The following is a 16,620-nucleotide window of genomic DNA, read 5'->3' as shown; positions in this document are numbered from 1 at the left end:
GACCCTCCTAAACCCGTGACCTGTTTACTGTGTGTTTGAATCCGATGCGTCATCGACTTCAAACCAGGGCGCACGGGCAGTCATGATCAGTGCCGCTGCGCGCGCTTCGTCCAACTCCTCGATATCGACCAGATCGTCGACAGACTGCTCGGCGAGATCTTCCATTGTGACGATACCGCGGCTGGCCAGGATGAAGGCCAAGTGGCGCTCCATGCCGTCCATCTCCAGCAGATCTTCTGCCGGCTGGGCACCGTCTAGCGCTTCTTCCGAGGCAATCGCCATCGTCAGCAGCTCGTCTTTCGCACGTGCACGCAACTCTTCCACCAAATCTTCATCGAACTCTTCGATTTCGAGCATCTCTTCCAGCGGCACGTAGGCAACTTCTTCCAGGGTGGTAAACCCTTCTTCCACCAACAGGCGAGCAACGTCTTCGTCCACACCCAGGTGTTGGACAAAGGAGTCTACCAAGCTGTCGATTTCCTGCTCGCGCTTGGACTCCGCTTCATCTTCAGTCATGACGTTGATACGCCAGCCAGTCAGCTCAGACGCCAAGCGAACGTTCTGGCCACTGCGGCCAATCGCCTGCGCCAGGTTGTCCTGGGCAACCGCTACGTCCATGGCGTGAGCATCTTCGTCCACTAGGATAGACCCCACATCGGCTGGCGCCATGGCGTTAATCACTAGCTGGGCGGGATTATCGTCCCACAGAACGATATCTACACGCTCGTTTTGCAGCTCAGACGATACCGCCTGAACCCGTGAGCCACGCATACCGACGCAGGCACCGACCGGATCAATGCGGCGGTCGTTGGTTTTCACTGCGATCTTGGCACGTGAGCCGGGGTCGCGAGCGGCACCTTTGATTTCAATCAGCTGCTCGGCGATTTCCGGCACTTCAATTTTGAACAGCTCAATGATGAATTCAGGGCAGGTGCGTGAGAGCTGCAGCTGCGCACCGCGAGCGTCCGGGTCAACCTTGACCAGCAGCGCGCGAACACGCTCGTTCATACGGTAGCGCTCGCCATGGATCATTTCGTTACGCGGCAAAAACGCTTCGGCGTTTTCGCCCAGATCAATGATCAGGCCGTCACGGGTGGTCTTTTTCACGATACCCGCGACCAGTTCGCCTTCACGGTCGGCGTATTGACGCACGACTTCGGCGCGCTCGGCTTCACGTACTTTCTGTACGATAACCTGCTTGGCGGTTTGCGCGGCAATACGACCAAACACGGCGTTTTCGATTTTTTGCTCGACAACATCGCCCAGCTTCAGCGGCGGATCGCGCTGCTCGGCAATGGTCTCTTTGATTTCGTAGTCTGGCGTTTCGAATTCGTCATCTTCGACCACGGTCCAGTAGCGGAACGTATCGTAGTCACCGGTGCGGCGATCAATATGAACGCGCACATTGGCTTCTTCGTGCTCAAAACGCTTACGCGACGCGCTGGCCAGCGCGGCTTCTACCGCTTCGAAGATGACATCGCGGGGGACGCCTTTTTCATTAGAGATCGCGTCCACGACCATTAAAATTTCTTTACTCATGCGTTTGCCTCGCCAGAAAACCTGTCCTTTTGTGCATCATCCCGGCGCCTGCCGGAAGCCGCGACCCGTGTTATTCGTCGAACTGCGGGACAACGTGCGCAGAATCGATGCTTTCGATAGGAAAGCAGTACTCTTCGCCTTCCAGTTGCAGCAGCACTTCATCACCCTCGACACCTGCGAGGAGCCCTTGATACTTGCGTCGCCCATCGAAGGCAACGCGCAGCTTCAATGCCACGTGATGGCCTTGATAGCGAATAAAGTGATCCAGGGAGTAGAGGGGACGTGCCATGCCGGGTGACGAGACCTCCAGGCGGTATTCGCCGGGAATGGGGTCTTCCACATCCATAACGGCACTGACTTGACGGCTAATATCAGCGCAGTCTTCCACGCTGACACCGCTCTCGCGCTCGATGTAAATTACCAGCCGCGAATGCTTGCCCTGGGAAATATGGTCGATACCCCATAGCTCGAAGCCCATGGCGGCAACGACAGGTTCGATCAGCGCGTGAAGCGCAGCGTGTTTTGTGGCCACAGACAAAGCTCCTATAGCCGTTGCATCAGGCACCTGGCCAGGAGTCATAAGAAAAGCTAGGTGGCTGATTGGCATTACCTGGGAATGTGTCTCTGGCTACTCGGACAACATCCGCTCGTGAGACACTCTTGGCTCGCAAAAAGCTATTTATAAAAAGCTACTAACAAAAAGCCCCTTCACAGGAAGGGGCTTTTTGAAAGAAACCTGTAGTACCATTTTAGCAACATGTCGCGGTTTTTTCGCTGCCTTGAAGCACAATGTAGAACGCTTTTAGGCTTAAACAGTATTACTAAATAAATGGTAGCGGGGACCGGATTTGAACCGATGACCTTCGGGTTATGAGCCCGACGAGCTACCAGACTGCTCCACCCCGCATCAATCTAGGTCGACGATAATAGACACTTGAAAGGCTTACGTCAAGAACTCATTCCAAGAACTTGTTTCAAAAACTTTTTCAAATGCGTCTTTCGTCTCAGGTGCCAATCCTGACATTCTGGGAAGCTGGTAAACCAGCGAAACAGATGGTGCCGAAGGCGGGACTTGAACCCGCACGACCATACGGTCACTACCCCCTCAAGATAGCGTGTCTACCAATTCCACCACTTCGGCATCAGGGGAGGCTAAAGAAAGCGACATCAAGCGGTTACTCGCTGCTTTCCTCTAGCACTGGCGCGGTATTATCCATACTTGCAGGAGAGTCGTCAAGCGTTGGAATGTTTTGCTGTTGTTCGATCATCTGCGCATCAGGAATACCCGCTTCCGGCGCTTGGCCTGCCTGGGTCGCGAAGTACGCAAGCGCCATGGAGGTGACAAAAAAGCCCGCCGCAAGAATACCCGTTGTGCGGGAGAGGAAATTACCGCTACCCCGCGAGCCAAACACTGTTTGCGACGCACCGCCACCAAAAGCAGCGCCTGCTTCGGCACCCTTACCCTGCTGAAGTAGGATGAGTACAACCAAGGCGACCGCAATCACCACGTGAACCATAAGAATTGCAACTTGCATGGAGTTATCCTGCTGACTGACAAATGGCGTAGAAATCGTCGGTTTTAAGCGAGGCACCGCCCACTAAACCGCCGTCGATGTCCGGCTGGGCGAGCAGCTCAGCCGCGTTACTTGCGTTCATGCTACCGCCGTAAAGCAGTTTCAGCTGCTCGGCAAGCGACGCATCAAACCCTGCCTGATAGGCACGAATGCCTGCCATGACCTCTTGCGCCTGCTCTGGCGTGGCCGTACGGCCGGTACCTATCGCCCACACAGGCTCGTAGGCAATAACGATTTGCAGACGCTGTTCTGGCGCTAAGCGAGCCATGATATAGCCTACTTGGCGCAACACAACGTCCATCGTGCGGCCTGCATCGCGCTCTTCCAGCGTTTCACCCACGCATAGAATAGGCGTCAGCCCAGCATCAAGGGCTGCCAGCAGACGGTCAAACACCTGCTCGTCGCTTTCGCGGTAAAGCTGGCGGCGCTCAGAGTGCCCCACCAACACGTAGGCCACACCAAACTCTTTGAGCATGCTACCGCTCACTTCCCCGGTATGCGCCCCGGAGTGATGAGGATTAAGCGTTTGCGCCCCTAGCTGCAGCGGCGTGTTGCTGAACGCATGGCGCGCAGCGTCTAGATAGGGAAACGGCGGAATGACCACCACGTCGATATTGGCGGGCAGCGCAGCAGAAGCAAACGTTTTGCCAAACGACTCAATCAACGCCGCAGAACCGTTCATTTTCCAGTTACCGGCGATTAATGGCGTACGCATGGATAATCCTCACTCAAGGTGGAGCGAAATGGTATAGGAGCCGCCTTGTCAAGACAACCGCTGTTGCAAGCCCAATGACAGGCACGATGCGCTTTGCCGAGCAAGGACGGCTATGCACGACCCAGCATGCTAGCCGAGTAGCGCCTGCACTTGACCTGCCAGCTTATTGGCTAGGCGATCCACATCCAAATGAGCGCGCCCTTCCACCATTACGCGGATTAATGGCTCGGTGCCGGATGGGCGCAGCAGCACCCGCCCTTGGTCCCCTAATTCAGCCTCCAATGCAGCAACAGCATCCAACAGCGGTTGGGCAGCCATAACCTCTTTGGCATTCGACCCTGCGGGCAAGCGCACATTAACCAGTGATTGCGGCACTTTTTCCAGCCCTTTCAGCAGCGATGGTAACGGCTTTTGCTCCCGCACCATTAACCCCAGCACCTGCAAGGCTGACACAATACCATCGCCGGTCGTTTGTACGTGGCCACAGACAATGTGTCCCGACGCTTCGCCGCCCAGCTCCCAGCCGTTGGCTGCCATCATTTCCATCACGAAGCGGTCGCCTACTTTGGCACGCTGGAACGGGATACCGAGCCGGTCTAATGCCATCCCCAGGCCGAAGTTACTCATCAGCGTGCCGACCACGCCGCCTTCCAGAAGGCCGCGCTCAAAACGGTCACGGGCGATTAAGTACAAAATATCGTCGCCATCGACCTCACGACCATCCGCATCAACGAGCAGTACACGGTCGCCATCGCCATCGAAAGCAATGCCTAAATCCGCCCCTTGCTGAATTACCGCCGCCCGCAGCGCTGCTGGGTGTGTCGATCCCACATGGTGGTTGATATTTAATCCATCTGGCGCGGTGCCAATCACGCTCACTTCCGCCCCTAGCTCGCGAAAAACGCTGGGCGCGATATGGTAAGTGGCACCGTGGGCGCAATCCAATACCACTTTCAGTCCGTGCAGACTAAGTCGATCCGGCAGGGTGGATTTACAGAACTCAATATAGCGGCCTGCGGCATCGTCAATGCGTGCCGCCTTACCTAGCTGCGCCGCATCGGCGGTGGTCAACGGGGCTTCCAGCATCGCTTCAATGCGGTCTTCCACGTCATCCGGCAGCTTTTTGCCTTCTGCGGAGAAAAACTTAATGCCGTTATCGTCAAACGGATTATGAGAAGCTGAAATCACAATGCCCGCATCCGCCCGGAAGGTACGTGTGAGATAAGCGATCCCAGGCGTGGGCATCGGCCCTAACAGGGAAACATCCACACCTGCAGCCGACAGCCCCGCTTCCAGCGCCGACTCAAACATATAGCCGGAAATACGCGTATCTTTACCAATCAATACCCGAGTGCGGCCCTTTTCACGGCGCAGCACCTGCCCAGCGGCCCACCCCAACTTGAGCATAAAGTCAGCAGTAATCGGTGACTGCCCAACGGTACCGCGAATACCGTCAGTGCCAAAATAGCGTCGTGTCATAACGAGAGTTCCTTATCAACGGGCGGCTCACAGCCCTCTTGTAGTACCGCCCAAGCCATATTCACAGCATCCACTGTAGGCCCAACATCATGCACTCGTAGAATGCTCGCCCCACGCTCAACCGCCATAGCCGACAAAGCCAAGCCGCCAGCTAACCGTTCTTCTACCGGACGACCCAGTACTTTGCCAATCATGCTTTTACGTGACATGCCTACCAATATCGGCAGATCAAGCGCGAGCAGCGACTCCATATACTTGAGCAAACGCAGGTTATGCTCGACGGTTTTGCCAAACCCAAAGCCAGGGTCGATCAAAAGACGATGACGGCGCAGCCCTGCCGCTTCACAAGCATCGATACGCTCGGATAAATACGCCGCGACCGCACGCTCTACGGGCTCGCTGTACTCAGGAGAGTGCTGCATGTTCTGCGGCTCGCCCTGGCGGTGCATCAGACACACAGGCAAACCGCTGCTGGCAGCAGCTGCCAGTGCGCCCTCGCGCTCTAGCGCACGCACATCGTTAATCATCCCCGCCCCTAAGGCGCTGGCTTCACGAATCACCGTGGCGCTGCTGGTATCCACCGATACCAACGCATCTAGTTCGCGCACCAGCGCTTCCACTACGGGTGCGACACGGTCTAGCTCTTGCTGCTCAGAAACCGCCATAGCGCCTGGACGGGTCGATTCGCCGCCCACATCAATCAAGGCAGCGCCTTCGGCCAGCATGCGCTCGGCGTGGCGTAGCGCATCGTCTAAGGCAACATGCTGACCACCATCGGAGAACGAATCAGGCGTGACGTTCAAAATACCCATCACCCGTGGAAACGAAAGATCAAGCGTATGGCGCCCACAGCGCAGCTGCAAAGCACTCTCTGCTTGGCGCGAAGGCGATGAAGGGTCAACGTTCGGTGTCATGCTACCGCCTAAAAATAGAAAAGAAACGTAACTGCTATTGGCCCACAGCATAACAAAAAGGCGCCCCAATATGGGACGCCTTTGCTAACACCAGCAGTATGGCTTGATTAAGGACCTGCAGGGCCACCTAGCGGGTCAGATGGACGACGGCGAGGCTCATCGTCATCCTCTTCGCCTTCATCGCTTGACGCGTTAGGCGCTTGGTCATCCGCTTTCGCTTCTGGCTTATCATCGCTGACGCGCATTCCACCACCGGAGGAGTCACCGTCGTTCCAGCCTTCCGGCGGACGCGGGTCACGTCCTTCCATGATGTCTTTAAGCTGGCTGGCGTCGATGGTTTCAAACTTCATCAGCGCTTCTGCCATGGCATCCAGCTTATCGCGGTTGTCATGAAGAATCTGACGCGCCTGCTCGTAACACTCATCGATAATCTTGCGCACTTCTTTATCAAGACGCGTGGTGGTTTCGCCAGATTTCAGCTTACCGCCGCCCTGACCAGGGCCACCGAGGAACTGGTGAGACTCGTCCTCATCGTACATGATCGGGCCCATCTCATCCGAGAGACCCCATTTGGCCACCATGTTGTGAGCCAGCTCAGTGGCACGCTTGATGTCGTTAGATGCACCAGTGGTCACACCGTTAGCACCCAGCGTCATCTCTTCGGCAATACGGCCACCAAACAGCGAGCAGATCTGGCTGATAATTTGCTGGCGCGACAGGCTGTAGCGATCCTCTTCCGGCAGGAACATCGTCACACCCAGCGCGCGGCCACGAGGAATAATCGTCACCTTGTAGACAGGGTCGTGCTCAGGCATGACCAAGCCAATAATCGCGTGGCCTGCTTCGTGATAAGCGGTATTGAGCTTCTCTTTATCGGTCATGACCATGGATTTGCGCTCAGCGCCCATCATGATCTTGTCCTTGGCAAGCTCCAGCTCTTCCATGCTAACCAAACGCTTATTACGACGTGCGGCAAACAGCGCGGCTTCGTTCACTAGGTTGGCAAGATCCGCACCGGAGAAGCCCGGCGTACCGCGTGCGATCAGCAGCGGTTTCACATCATCCGACAGCGGCACTTTGCGCAGGTGAACGCCAAGAATGTGCTCACGACCACGAATGTCGGGTAAGCCAACGGTCACCTGACGATCGAAACGGCCTGGGCGCAACAGTGCCGGGTCAAGAACGTCCGGGCGGTTGGTGGCGGCGATGACAATAATGCCCTCGTTGGCTTCAAAGCCGTCCATTTCCACCAGCAGCTGGTTCAGCGTCTGCTCACGCTCATCATTACCACCACCCATGCCGGTACCGCGCGAGCGGCCAACAGCATCGATTTCGTCGATAAAGATAATGCAGGGCGCCTGCTTCTTGGCCTGCTCGAACATGTCACGAACGCGGGATGCACCCACACCAACGAACATTTCAACGAAGTCAGAGCCTGAAATAGAGAAGAAAGGCACTTTGGCTTCGCCCGCAATGGACTTGGCCAGCAACGTTTTACCGGTACCAGGCGGGCCCACCATCAGTACGCCGCGGGGAATGGTGCCACCCAGGCGTTGGAACTTGGTGGGGTCGCGCAGGAAGTCGACCAGCTCTTCTACTTCCTCCTTCGCTTCGTCGCAGCCTGCGACATCTGCAAAGGTGGTTTTGATCTGATCCTGGGAGAGCAGCTTCGCCTTGGATTTGCCAAAGCTCATCGGGCCGCCTTTACCGCCACCAGCGCCGCCCTGCATTTGGCGCATAAAGAACATAAAGATGGCCAGGATCAGCAGAATCGGGAAGCTGGCAATCAGCAGGCGCGTCCAGATGCTTTGCTGCTCTGGCTCTTTACCCACGACCGTCACGTTATTGCTGAGCAGATCATCCATCAGCTTCGGATCTTCCGCCGCCGGACGAATGGTCTGGAACTGCGAACCATCCGTGCGCTCACCGTTGATGGTATAGCCATCAATCGTGACGCTGCGGACCTGCTGATTTTGCACCTGCTGCACAAACTGGGAGTAGTTAGTGGTTTGTGGTGCGCTTTCCGTACTGAAATTATTGAACACTGTCAGTAGAACGGCCGCGATGACCAACCACAGAATCAGGTTCTTCGCCATATCGTTCAAGGGGCTACCCTCATTACAAGAATCCGTCAGTTAACCGCTAATACTCTGACCTTACACTAGAGCTTAACGTTCAACCATTGCCAAAGCACATTTGGCTTTGGGCCATCTGTGTCACGTTCGTCCAATGTACATAATGTGACACACCTTACGCTTGCCTGTCTGGCAATCGTGGTGATAAATCTTTGCTATAACACTTGCCCATACCACCAGGGCCGAGCCAGCACTGGCTAACCGCGAAAGCCCTCCGCCAAAAAGTAGACTTCTCGGGAGCGCGCCCGAGAGGCATCCGGTTTGCGGGTAACCACGCGGTCAAAACTGCCACGCAGCTCTTTTAGGTAGGCATCAAAGCCTTCCCCCTGGAAGACCTTTACCAAAAACCGCCCTTTGGGCGAGAGCGTTTCACGGGCCAACTCCAACGCCAGCTCGACAAGATACATCGCTTGTGGCTGATCGATGGCTGCCATACCACTCATATTGGGGGCCATGTCCGACATAACAAGGTCTACCGGACGATTTCCCAGGCGCTCAAGAATCGCGTTAAGTACGCTCTCCTCGGTAAAATCGCCCTGAATAAAGTCCACCCCTGCCAGCGCATCCATCTCCAGAATATCAGAGGCGATGACCACGCCCTCTGGCCCGACTTTTTCGGCGGCGATTTGGCTCCATCCACCAGGGGCTGCCCCCAGATCAATGATCGTCATACCATTACGAAACAGTTTATCCTTCTCATCCAGCTCTAGCAGCTTATAGCTCGCCCGGGAGCGGTAGCCATCCTGCCAGCTCTGTTTTACGTACTGGTCGTCAAAATGTTCTTTCTTCCAGTTATTGCTGGTTTTGCTCACTGAATGTTTACGGCTTGGAGGCTTTTGCTGCATGTGGGAATCTGACACTGGAATAAGAGATGGGCGCGTTCACGTGATTGCTTTCACTTAGCGGCATTTCACCGTAAGATGGAACGTTAAGCGCTAACCGGGATACCGCAAGATACCATGAGCTTGTCACAGGCACAAAAGAAAGCATTTCGTAGCATTGGCCACCATTTGAACCCAGTGGTCACCGTTTCTGAGAACGGCGTCTCCGAAAATTTGCTCGCAGAACTCAGCCGCGCGCTCAATGATCACGAGCTGATTAAAGTGAAACTCGCTCTGCCCGAACGGGATGACCGCGCTGCGATGATCAACGAGCTGCTGGCTGACAGCAACGCCGAGCTGGTGCAAACCATTGGCAAAATGGCGCTGCTTTATCGCCGCAACCCAAAGGCTAACCCCAAGCTCTCCAACGTTACCCGCTTCGAGAACCATCACGGGCGGCACTAAAGCACACAGTACTATGCTGACACGGCGCCAAGCGCCGCTAAGCTAAAAGGCCCGAAGCAGCTACCTGCATCGGGCCTTTTTTATGGCGCTATCCGCACAACATTAGAGGTGTTCAACACTCTCAATTTCGTACTCAACGTCGCCGCCGGGCGTTTTCACCACCACCACATCGCCCTCTTCTTTACCAATCAGCGCGCGCGCAATGGGTGAAGTGACCGAAATACGCCCCGCTTTAATGTCGGCTTCATCTTCGCCAACAATGCGATAGGTAACGCTGGCATCACTATCCAGGTTCAAGAGCGACACAGTCACCCCAAAAATCACCTTGCCAGTTTTCGGCAGCTTGGTGACATCAATCACCTGGGCGCCAGAGAGCTTGCTCTCGATTTCCTGAATACGGCCTTCAATAAACCCCTGTTGTTCACGGGCGGCGTGGTACTCGGCGTTCTCCTTTAGGTCGCCGTGTTCACGCGCTTCAGCGATGGCCGCAATCACCTGAGGGCGAGCTTCGCCCTTCAAGTGGTTGAGCTCTTCGCGAAGGCTTTTTTCTCCCGCTACCGTCATCGGGACCTTGTTCATTGACTTGCTCCTGCATGCAGATCCTGAAGGCGCCGCACCGTAATCTCCCTACCGTACTCTAGCGCCATGCAAACAGCATTAGCGCCCGCCAAGGTGGTCGCATAGGGCACCTTGCGCGCGAGAGCAGTACGGCGAATGATCGAAGAGTCGTTAATTGCCTGACGACCTTCGGTAGTGTTCACGATGTAGGCGATTTCGTCGTTCTTCAGCAGATCGACGATATGGGGACGGCCTTCGTAGACTTTATTGACGTGCTCCACGGGTAGCCCAGCGGCTTCAATCGCTGCTGCCGTGCCGCGTGTTGCACAAAGTGTGAAGCCCAATGTTAGCAGAGAACGGGCCACTTCGATAATCCCCTGCTTGTCAGGTTCGCGCACTGACAGGAACGCTTTACGGTCGCCATCCAGCGCTGGGATCGCTTCACCCGCGCCTAGCTGCGCCTTGAAGAAGGCTTCCGCGAAGGTATCGCCGGAGCCCATCACTTCACCGGTGGATTTCATTTCCGGCGAGAGAATCGGGTCAACGCCCTGGAACTTGTTGAACGGGAAGACCGCTTCTTTGACGCTATAGAAGTGCGGCACGATCTCACGTTCGAAGCCCTGCTCGGCCAGCGTCTTACCAGCCATGCAACGCGCGGCAATCTGGGCCAGCGAGGTGCCGATGCACTTGGAAACAAACGGCACAGTACGGGATGCGCGGGGGTTGACCTCGATCACGTAGATCTCGCCATCCTGCCACGCGAGCTGCACGTTCATCAGACCTTTTACGCCCAGCTCCACGGCCATTTTCTTGACCTGCTCGCGCATCTCGTCCTGCACATCAGCGGGCAGCGAGTAAGGCGGCAGCGCACAGGCGGAGTCGCCAGAGTGAACGCCCGCTTGCTCTACGTGCTGCATGATACCGCCGATCACGACCTGCTGGCCGTCTGAGACCGCATCGATATCTACTTCCACCGCGGCGCTCAGGAAGTGATCCAGCAGTACCGGCGAGTCGTTAGAGACTTTCACCGCGTTGGTCATGTAGTTTTCAAGCTCGGAGGCGTCGTAGACGATCTCCATCGCCCGGCCGCCCAGAACGTAGCTCGGGCGTACCACCAAGGGGTAGCCAATTTTTTCGGCTTTGGCGAAGGCATCTTCGAAGCTGCGCGCAGTGGCGTTGGGCGGCTGTTTCAGGCCGAGCTTGTCGATCATCACCTGGAAGCGCTCGCGGTCTTCGGCACGGTCGATGGCGTCCGGCGTGGTACCGATGATCGGCACGCCTGCGGCTTCCAGCTCGCGAGCCAGCTTCAGCGGGGTTTGGCCACCGAACTGTACAATCACGCCCACCGGCTTCTCTTTATCAGCAATTTCCAGCACGTCTTCCAGCGTGACGGGCTCGAAGTAGAGGCGATCAGAGGTGTCGTAGTCTGTAGAAACGGTTTCCGGGTTACAGTTGACCATGATGGTTTCGTAGCCATCGTCGCGCATCGCGAAGGCGGCGTGAACGCAGCAGTAGTCAAACTCGATACCCTGGCCGATACGGTTCGGGCCACCGCCCAGCACCATGATTTTCTGACGATCAGAAACGTCCGCTTCGCACTCTTCCTCGTAGGTGGAGTACATGTAGGCGGTATCCGACGCAAACTCAGCAGCACAGGTGTCCACGCGCTTGTACACCGGGCGAATGCCTGCTGCCTGGCGGGTTTTGCGGAACTCTTTTTCCGACACGCCCAAGAGCTTGGCTAAGCGCGCATCACCAAAGCCTTTACGCTTGAGCTGATAAAGCTCACGGGCAGAGAAATCAGCCAGCGCACGCTTAGCAACAGCGTTTTCGGTTAGCACCAGATCTTCAATCTGCACCAGGAACCAGCGGTCGATGTTGGTCAGCGCAAAGATCTCTTCCACGCTCATACCAGCGCGCATAGCATCAGCCACAAAGAAGATACGCTCGGCACCCGCTGCCTGCAGCTCGCCCTTGATCTGGGCCATCGTTTCATCGGTGAATTCGGTCACGATCGGGTCGAGGCCGTCGTTACCGGTTTCCATACCGCGCAGCGCTTTTTGCAGCGACTCTTGGAACGTGCGGCCAATCGCCATCACTTCACCCACCGACTTCATCTGGGTGGTCAGGCGGTCGTTCGCTTGGGGGAATTTCTCGAACGTAAAGCGCGGAATTTTGGTCACGACATAGTCGATGGACGGCTCAAACGACGCCGGTGTTTGACCGCCAGTAATATCGTTCTGCAGCTCATCCAGGGTGTAACCCACCGCCAGCTTCGCGGCGATTTTAGCAATCGGGAAACCGGTGGCCTTCGATGCCAGCGCCGACGAGCGCGACACACGCGGGTTCATCTCGATCACGACCAGACGACCGGTTTTCGGGTCCATACCAAACTGTACGTTGGAGCCGCCGGTTTCCACGCCGATTTCACGCAGTACCGCGAGGCTCGCGTCCCGCATGATCTGGTACTCTTTATCGGTCAGCGTTTGTGCCGGCGCGACAGTGATGGAGTCGCCGGTGTGGACGCCCATGGGGTCGAAGTTCTCGATCGCGCAGACGATGATGCAGTTATCGTTTTTGTCGCGCACCACTTCCATTTCGTACTCTTTCCAACCCAGCAGCGACTCATCAATCAGCAGCTCGTGGTTATTGGAAAGCTCGAAACCGCGGGTACAGATCTCTTCGAACTCTTCCTTGTTGTACGCCACACCGCCGCCGGAGCCACCCATGGTGTAGGAAGGACGAATAATTGTTGGGAAACCTAGCTCTGCCTGAATTTCCCACGCCTCGTCCATGGTGTGCGCCACTTTGGCTTTCGGGCACTCCAGGCCAATGCGCTTCATGGCTTGGTCGAACAGGTCGCGGTCTTCCGCCATATTAATGGCGTCGGCGTTGGCGCCGATCATCTCAACACTGTACTTAGCAAGTACGCCATGTTTTTCAAGATCCAGCGCGCAGTTCAGCGCGGTTTGGCCGCCCATGGTGGGGAGAATGGCGTCCGGGCGCTCGACTTCGATAATTTTCTCAACCGCCTGCCAGGTAATCGGCTCGATGTACGTGGCATCGGCCATGGCGGGGTCGGTCATGATGGTGGCCGGGTTAGAGTTGACCAAAATAACCCGGTAACCCTCTTCGCGCAGCGCTTTACACGCCTGAGCGCCAGAGTAGTCGAATTCGCAGGCCTGGCCGATGACAATCGGACCAGCGCCAATGATAAGAATGCTATTGATATCGGTACGCTTAGGCATAACGGTTCCCGCAAAAAGTGGTGACGATGAGCATCAAAACGGCGTAACTAGGCAATGAGAGGCAGCGCGGCTAACTTAGCGGCGCGCCTGCATCATGGCGATAAAGCGATCAAACAGCGGCGCTACATCGCGCGGGCCAGGGCTGGCTTCCGGGTGGCCCTGAAAGCTAAACGCCGGGCGGTCGGTACGCTCAATGCCCTGCAGGGTGCCATCGAACAGCGAGCGGTGCGTGGCACGTACGTTGCTCGGCAGGGTCGCTTCATCGGCGGCAAAGCCGTGGTTCTGGCTGGTGATCATCACCGTGCCGGTATCTAGGTCTTGTACCGGATGGTTAGCACCATGGTGGCCGTGGCCCATCTTGACGGTTTTGGCACCGGAGGCCAGCGCCAGCAGCTGGTGGCCCAAGCAAATGCCGAACACCGGAGTGTCGGTTTCCAACACTTCCTGGATCGCTTTGATGGCGTAGTCACAGGGCTCAGGGTCTCCGGGGCCGTTAGCCAGGAACACGCCATCCGGGTTCATCGCCAGCACCTCTGCCGCAGGCGTTTGCGCCGGCACCACGGTCAAGCGGCAGCCGCGCGCCGCCAGCATACGCAGGATGTTGAACTTCACGCCGTAATCAAACGCCACCACATGGTAAGGGCGCTCGCCCTGGGTGGTATCCGCGTAGCCTTCGCCCAAGGTCCACTCACCTTCTGGCCACTCGTACGCTTCTTTGCACGAGACTTCCTTGGCTAAATCCATGCCCTTCAGGCCTGGGAACGCCTTCGCCGCCGCCAGCGCCCGCTCTACGGCATCCTCACCTTCTGCATCGGCACCCGCCAGAATCGCACCGTTCTGGGCACCTTTATCGCGCAAAATACGCGTCAGGCGGCGGGTATCGATATCCGCAATACCCAGCACGTTTTGGCTTTTCAGGTAATCAGAGAGGGTTTGCTCAGAACGGAAGCTGCTGGCCAGCAAAGGGAGATCGCGAATTACCAAGCCAGCTGCCGCAATCGAGGCGGACTCTACATCTTCAGAGTTAATGCCAGTGTTGCCGATGTGCGGGTAAGTCAGGGTGACGATTTGGCGGGTGTAAGAGGGGTCGGTGAGGATTTCCTGGTAGCCGGTCATGGCTGTATTGAACACCACCTCACCGCTTGTGACTCCATCCGCGCCAATGGCAGTTCCATGAAACACACTGCCATCTTCCAGGGCCAATATCGCGGGTTTGCTCAATGCGGGGTTATTCAAGACAAGTTCTCCCATGCTGGTGGGAGCCTGTGGGCGCAGGCTCGGCGATCCGGTTGTCGGCGTTTGCGTGCAAACGTCGGGTCGTAAAAAAGCGGGACGAAGCCGACAATAAAAAATCGGTTTCATCCCGCTTGTTGTTCTCTTTCCTTGGCCTTCATAACGGTGTTAGCCATGGCGCAGCATTTAGCTGACTACTTTTCCCACTTAACGGCCAGTGCAACAAGCGCGGTGCTCTCTCTACAGCTCTTCACTGTAGATATTTTGCTGCTTTTTGCAGCCACTGGGCCAAAATTTTTGGAATGTTACAGGATTTCTCGACTTTCGGCTAGCCCCAAAACTACCGATGACGTTATGCATAACGTTTTACTTTCGCAATCAGCATGTCATGCCCGTTAGGCCGCTAATACGTTCCGAAAGCATTTTCGTATACGAAATTAATATATTTGGTTGTCCTCCTACTATTTTTTTGTCTACGCTTCCTACAAGCTGACCAAGTGGTCAAACTGTACTGTCGATAGCTCATCCAATAAATACAAAGAGAATATCCTCATGCCACAAAGCCCTACGCCGTATTCCGGCTCACCACCCACTCAGGCTACAACCAGCCTGGATCATTACTTCAATGTCAGCCGCCGCGGCTCCTCGGTGAAGACCGAAGTGCTGGCAGGCATTGCGACGTTCCTGGCCGGGATGTATATCATCGTGGTCAATCCAGCCATCTTATCTGATGCTGGCATCCCTTTCTCTGCGGCCCTATCCGCCACAGTCGTTATCAGCTTTTTCAGTAGCTTAGCGATGGGCCTTTACGCTCGTAACCCGATTCTGGTCGCCCCTGGCATGGGCATGAATGCTCTTTTCACCTATACCTTGGTGCTTGGCGCAGGGCTGTCGTGGGAGGTTGCTCTAGGATGCGTATTTTGGTCGGGGGTGTTGTTCGCGGTTCTAGCGCTATTTAACGTTCGCGAAGCGATTATCGAGGCCATTCCTGCCTCATTACGCTATGCCATTACCTGCGGCATAGGCCTATTCATTACCTTTATCGGGCTCAAGAATGCTGGGTTTATCGTTGCTAATCCAGCAACCCTGGTTAGCCTCGGTGAATTAGATGCAAGTCTCATCACCTTCTTTATCGGCCTGATGGTCACGGCAATATTGGTAATACGCGGTTTCAATGGTGCGCTGATTTTAGGCATCGCCTTAACCACTTTGCTGGCAGCCCCTATGGGGCGTTTGTGGAGTGACGAAGTATTAGTGGTTTGGCAAGGCCTCGCCTCATGGCCGGACTTCTCAGCGGTCATGAAGGTCGACATTTTAGGCGCCCTCAAGGTGGCTTACTTGCCTTTCATTTTCGTGATGCTGTTCACTAACTTCTTCGACTCACTCTCCTGCTTCATGGCCCTATCCGAGTCTGCTGATCTCAAGGACGCCAACGGCAATCCACGCAACCTTAAGCGCTCCATGACGGTGGATGCTTTCGCCTCAATGATTGCAGCCCCACTCGGCACCAGCGCTGCGCAGACCTTTATCGAATCTGGAGCGGGCGTCGCCCAGGGGGGCCGTACAGGACTCACCGCCGTGGTTATTGGCGTCCTGTTTCTACCCTTCCTGTTTCTCTCACCGCTGCTGTCTTTAGTCCCCAGTATCGCTACGGCGCCAGCCCTGGTGCTGGTTGGGCTGTTTATGATGGCGCCCATTGGAAAGATCGACTGGAGCCGCCTCGAAGAAGCCTTCCCCGCATTTCTGGCCATCATATTAATGCCGCTGACCTACTCCATCACACTTGGCATTGCCTTTGGCTTTATCAGCTTTGTACTGATCCGGCTGGCTACCGGCAAGCTAGACGAGATTAAGCCTGCCATGTGGGCCTCAGCCCTGCTTGCGGTGGTTATGCTGCTAACCGCACAGTAGCTAGCGCTTCAAACTACTGTTAGCTCAG

Annotated in this window: 13 protein-coding genes and 2 tRNA genes; 2 read left to right on the top strand and 13 right to left on the bottom strand. The window is 56.0% G+C overall.

From position 1 onward, the window contains the following. Positions 1 to 24: 24 nt before the first annotated feature. The 10 genes from nusA to rlmE form a co-directional block, all read right to left on the bottom strand. Positions 25 to 1,539 carry a transcription termination factor NusA gene (gene nusA / locus BIS10_RS02275; protein WP_253501988.1) on the bottom strand — a complete coding sequence of 505 codons (1,515 nt, stop codon included), beginning with the start codon at positions 1,537 to 1,539 and terminating at the stop codon, positions 25 to 27. Between the two features lie 70 nt (positions 1,540 to 1,609). Further along, positions 1,610 to 2,071 carry a ribosome maturation factor RimP gene (rimP, locus tag BIS10_RS02270; protein ID WP_139527972.1) on the bottom strand — a complete coding sequence of 154 codons (462 nt, stop codon included), beginning with the start codon at positions 2,069 to 2,071 and terminating at the stop codon, positions 1,610 to 1,612. A 298-nt stretch (positions 2,072 to 2,369) separates the two neighbouring features. Beyond that, positions 2,370 to 2,446, bottom strand: a tRNA-Met gene (locus tag BIS10_RS02265). 147 nt (positions 2,447 to 2,593) lie between these two features. Continuing rightward, a tRNA-Leu gene (locus BIS10_RS02260) sits at positions 2,594 to 2,680 on the bottom strand. Positions 2,681 to 2,714: 34 nt separating this feature from the next. Beyond that, entirely contained in the window at positions 2,715 to 3,074 is a 360-nt protein-coding gene (gene secG, locus BIS10_RS02255) for a preprotein translocase subunit SecG (RefSeq protein WP_062372904.1), read from the bottom strand. 4 nt (positions 3,075 to 3,078) lie between these two features. Further along, the gene (gene tpiA / locus BIS10_RS02250) at positions 3,079 to 3,828 is read right to left on the bottom strand and encodes a triose-phosphate isomerase (protein WP_044629471.1); all 750 of its coding nucleotides are present in this window, start codon (positions 3,826 to 3,828) and stop codon (positions 3,079 to 3,081) included. Between the two features lie 129 nt (positions 3,829 to 3,957). After that, entirely contained in the window at positions 3,958 to 5,307 is a 1,350-nt protein-coding gene (glmM, locus tag BIS10_RS02245) for a phosphoglucosamine mutase (protein ID WP_062372907.1), read from the bottom strand. After that, a complete protein-coding gene (gene folP, locus BIS10_RS02240) occupies positions 5,304 to 6,221 on the bottom strand; it encodes a dihydropteroate synthase (RefSeq protein ID WP_253501985.1) in 918 nt (305 codons plus the stop codon). Before folP ends, glmM begins: the two co-directional genes overlap by 4 nt. A gap of 107 nt (positions 6,222 to 6,328) precedes the next feature. Beyond that, positions 6,329 to 8,326 carry an ATP-dependent zinc metalloprotease FtsH gene (gene ftsH, locus BIS10_RS02235; RefSeq protein ID WP_253501983.1) on the bottom strand — a complete coding sequence of 666 codons (1,998 nt, stop codon included), beginning with the start codon at positions 8,324 to 8,326 and terminating at the stop codon, positions 6,329 to 6,331. Between the two features lie 227 nt (positions 8,327 to 8,553). After that, positions 8,554 to 9,201: a 23S rRNA (uridine(2552)-2'-O)-methyltransferase RlmE gene (rlmE, locus tag BIS10_RS02230; RefSeq protein WP_044629468.1), complete on the bottom strand. Its 648-nt coding sequence runs from the start codon at positions 9,199 to 9,201 to the stop codon at positions 8,554 to 8,556. A gap of 114 nt (positions 9,202 to 9,315) precedes the next feature. Between rlmE and yhbY the strand changes: the two genes are divergently transcribed. Continuing rightward, the gene (gene yhbY / locus BIS10_RS02225; RefSeq protein ID WP_062360548.1) at positions 9,316 to 9,642 is read left to right on the top strand and encodes a ribosome assembly RNA-binding protein YhbY; all 327 of its coding nucleotides are present in this window, start codon (positions 9,316 to 9,318) and stop codon (positions 9,640 to 9,642) included. A 102-nt stretch (positions 9,643 to 9,744) separates the two neighbouring features. Here yhbY and greA read toward each other — a convergent pair whose 3' ends face one another. From greA to carA, 3 genes are all read right to left on the bottom strand, one after another. Further along, the gene (greA, locus tag BIS10_RS02220) at positions 9,745 to 10,221 is read right to left on the bottom strand and encodes a transcription elongation factor GreA (RefSeq protein ID WP_044629467.1); all 477 of its coding nucleotides are present in this window, start codon (positions 10,219 to 10,221) and stop codon (positions 9,745 to 9,747) included. Further along, positions 10,218 to 13,448, bottom strand: a complete 3,231-nt coding sequence (carB, locus tag BIS10_RS02215) for a carbamoyl-phosphate synthase large subunit (RefSeq protein ID WP_253501980.1) — start codon at positions 13,446 to 13,448, stop codon at positions 10,218 to 10,220. Before carB ends, greA begins: the two co-directional genes overlap by 4 nt. Positions 13,449 to 13,523: 75 nt before the next feature. Then, a complete protein-coding gene (gene carA, locus BIS10_RS02210; protein WP_253502024.1) occupies positions 13,524 to 14,669 on the bottom strand; it encodes a glutamine-hydrolyzing carbamoyl-phosphate synthase small subunit in 1,146 nt (381 codons plus the stop codon). Positions 14,670 to 15,233: 564 nt separating this feature from the next. On the opposite strand from carA, the gene BIS10_RS02205 reads away from it, so the two are divergent. Next, the gene (locus tag BIS10_RS02205; protein ID WP_253501977.1) at positions 15,234 to 16,592 is read left to right on the top strand and encodes an NCS2 family permease; all 1,359 of its coding nucleotides are present in this window, start codon (positions 15,234 to 15,236) and stop codon (positions 16,590 to 16,592) included. The last annotated feature ends 28 nt before the right edge of the window (positions 16,593 to 16,620 follow it).

It is taken from the genome of Halomonas sp. 707B3, assembly GCF_024158645.1.
GTDB classification, from domain to species: Bacteria; Pseudomonadota; Gammaproteobacteria; order Pseudomonadales; family Halomonadaceae; genus Vreelandella; species Vreelandella lionensis.
The sequence above is the reverse complement of the archived record's forward strand: the minus strand, read 5'-3'. Positions and strand labels throughout refer to the sequence as shown.

Coding starts and splice junctions, on each gene's coding strand:
- nusA (WP_253501988.1), bottom strand. CDS start 1,539: ATGAGTAAAGAAATTTTAATGGTCGTGGACGCGATCTCTAATGAAAAA.
- secG (WP_062372904.1), bottom strand. CDS start 3,074: ATGCAAGTTGCAATTCTTATGGTTCACGTGGTGATTGCGGTCGCCTTG.
- tpiA (WP_044629471.1), bottom strand. CDS start 3,828: ATGCGTACGCCATTAATCGCCGGTAACTGGAAAATGAACGGTTCTGCG.
- glmM (WP_062372907.1), bottom strand. CDS start 5,307: ATGACACGACGCTATTTTGGCACTGACGGTATTCGCGGTACCGTTGGG.
- folP (WP_253501985.1), bottom strand. CDS start 6,221: ATGACACCGAACGTTGACCCTTCATCGCCTTCGCGCCAAGCAGAGAGT.
- rlmE (WP_044629468.1), bottom strand. CDS start 9,201: ATGCAGCAAAAGCCTCCAAGCCGTAAACATTCAGTGAGCAAAACCAGC.
- yhbY (WP_062360548.1), top strand. CDS start 9,316: ATGAGCTTGTCACAGGCACAAAAGAAAGCATTTCGTAGCATTGGCCAC.
- greA (WP_044629467.1), bottom strand. CDS start 10,221: ATGAACAAGGTCCCGATGACGGTAGCGGGAGAAAAAAGCCTTCGCGAA.
- carB (WP_253501980.1), bottom strand. CDS start 13,448: ATGCCTAAGCGTACCGATATCAATAGCATTCTTATCATTGGCGCTGGT.
- BIS10_RS02205 (WP_253501977.1), top strand. CDS start 15,234: ATGCCACAAAGCCCTACGCCGTATTCCGGCTCACCACCCACTCAGGCT.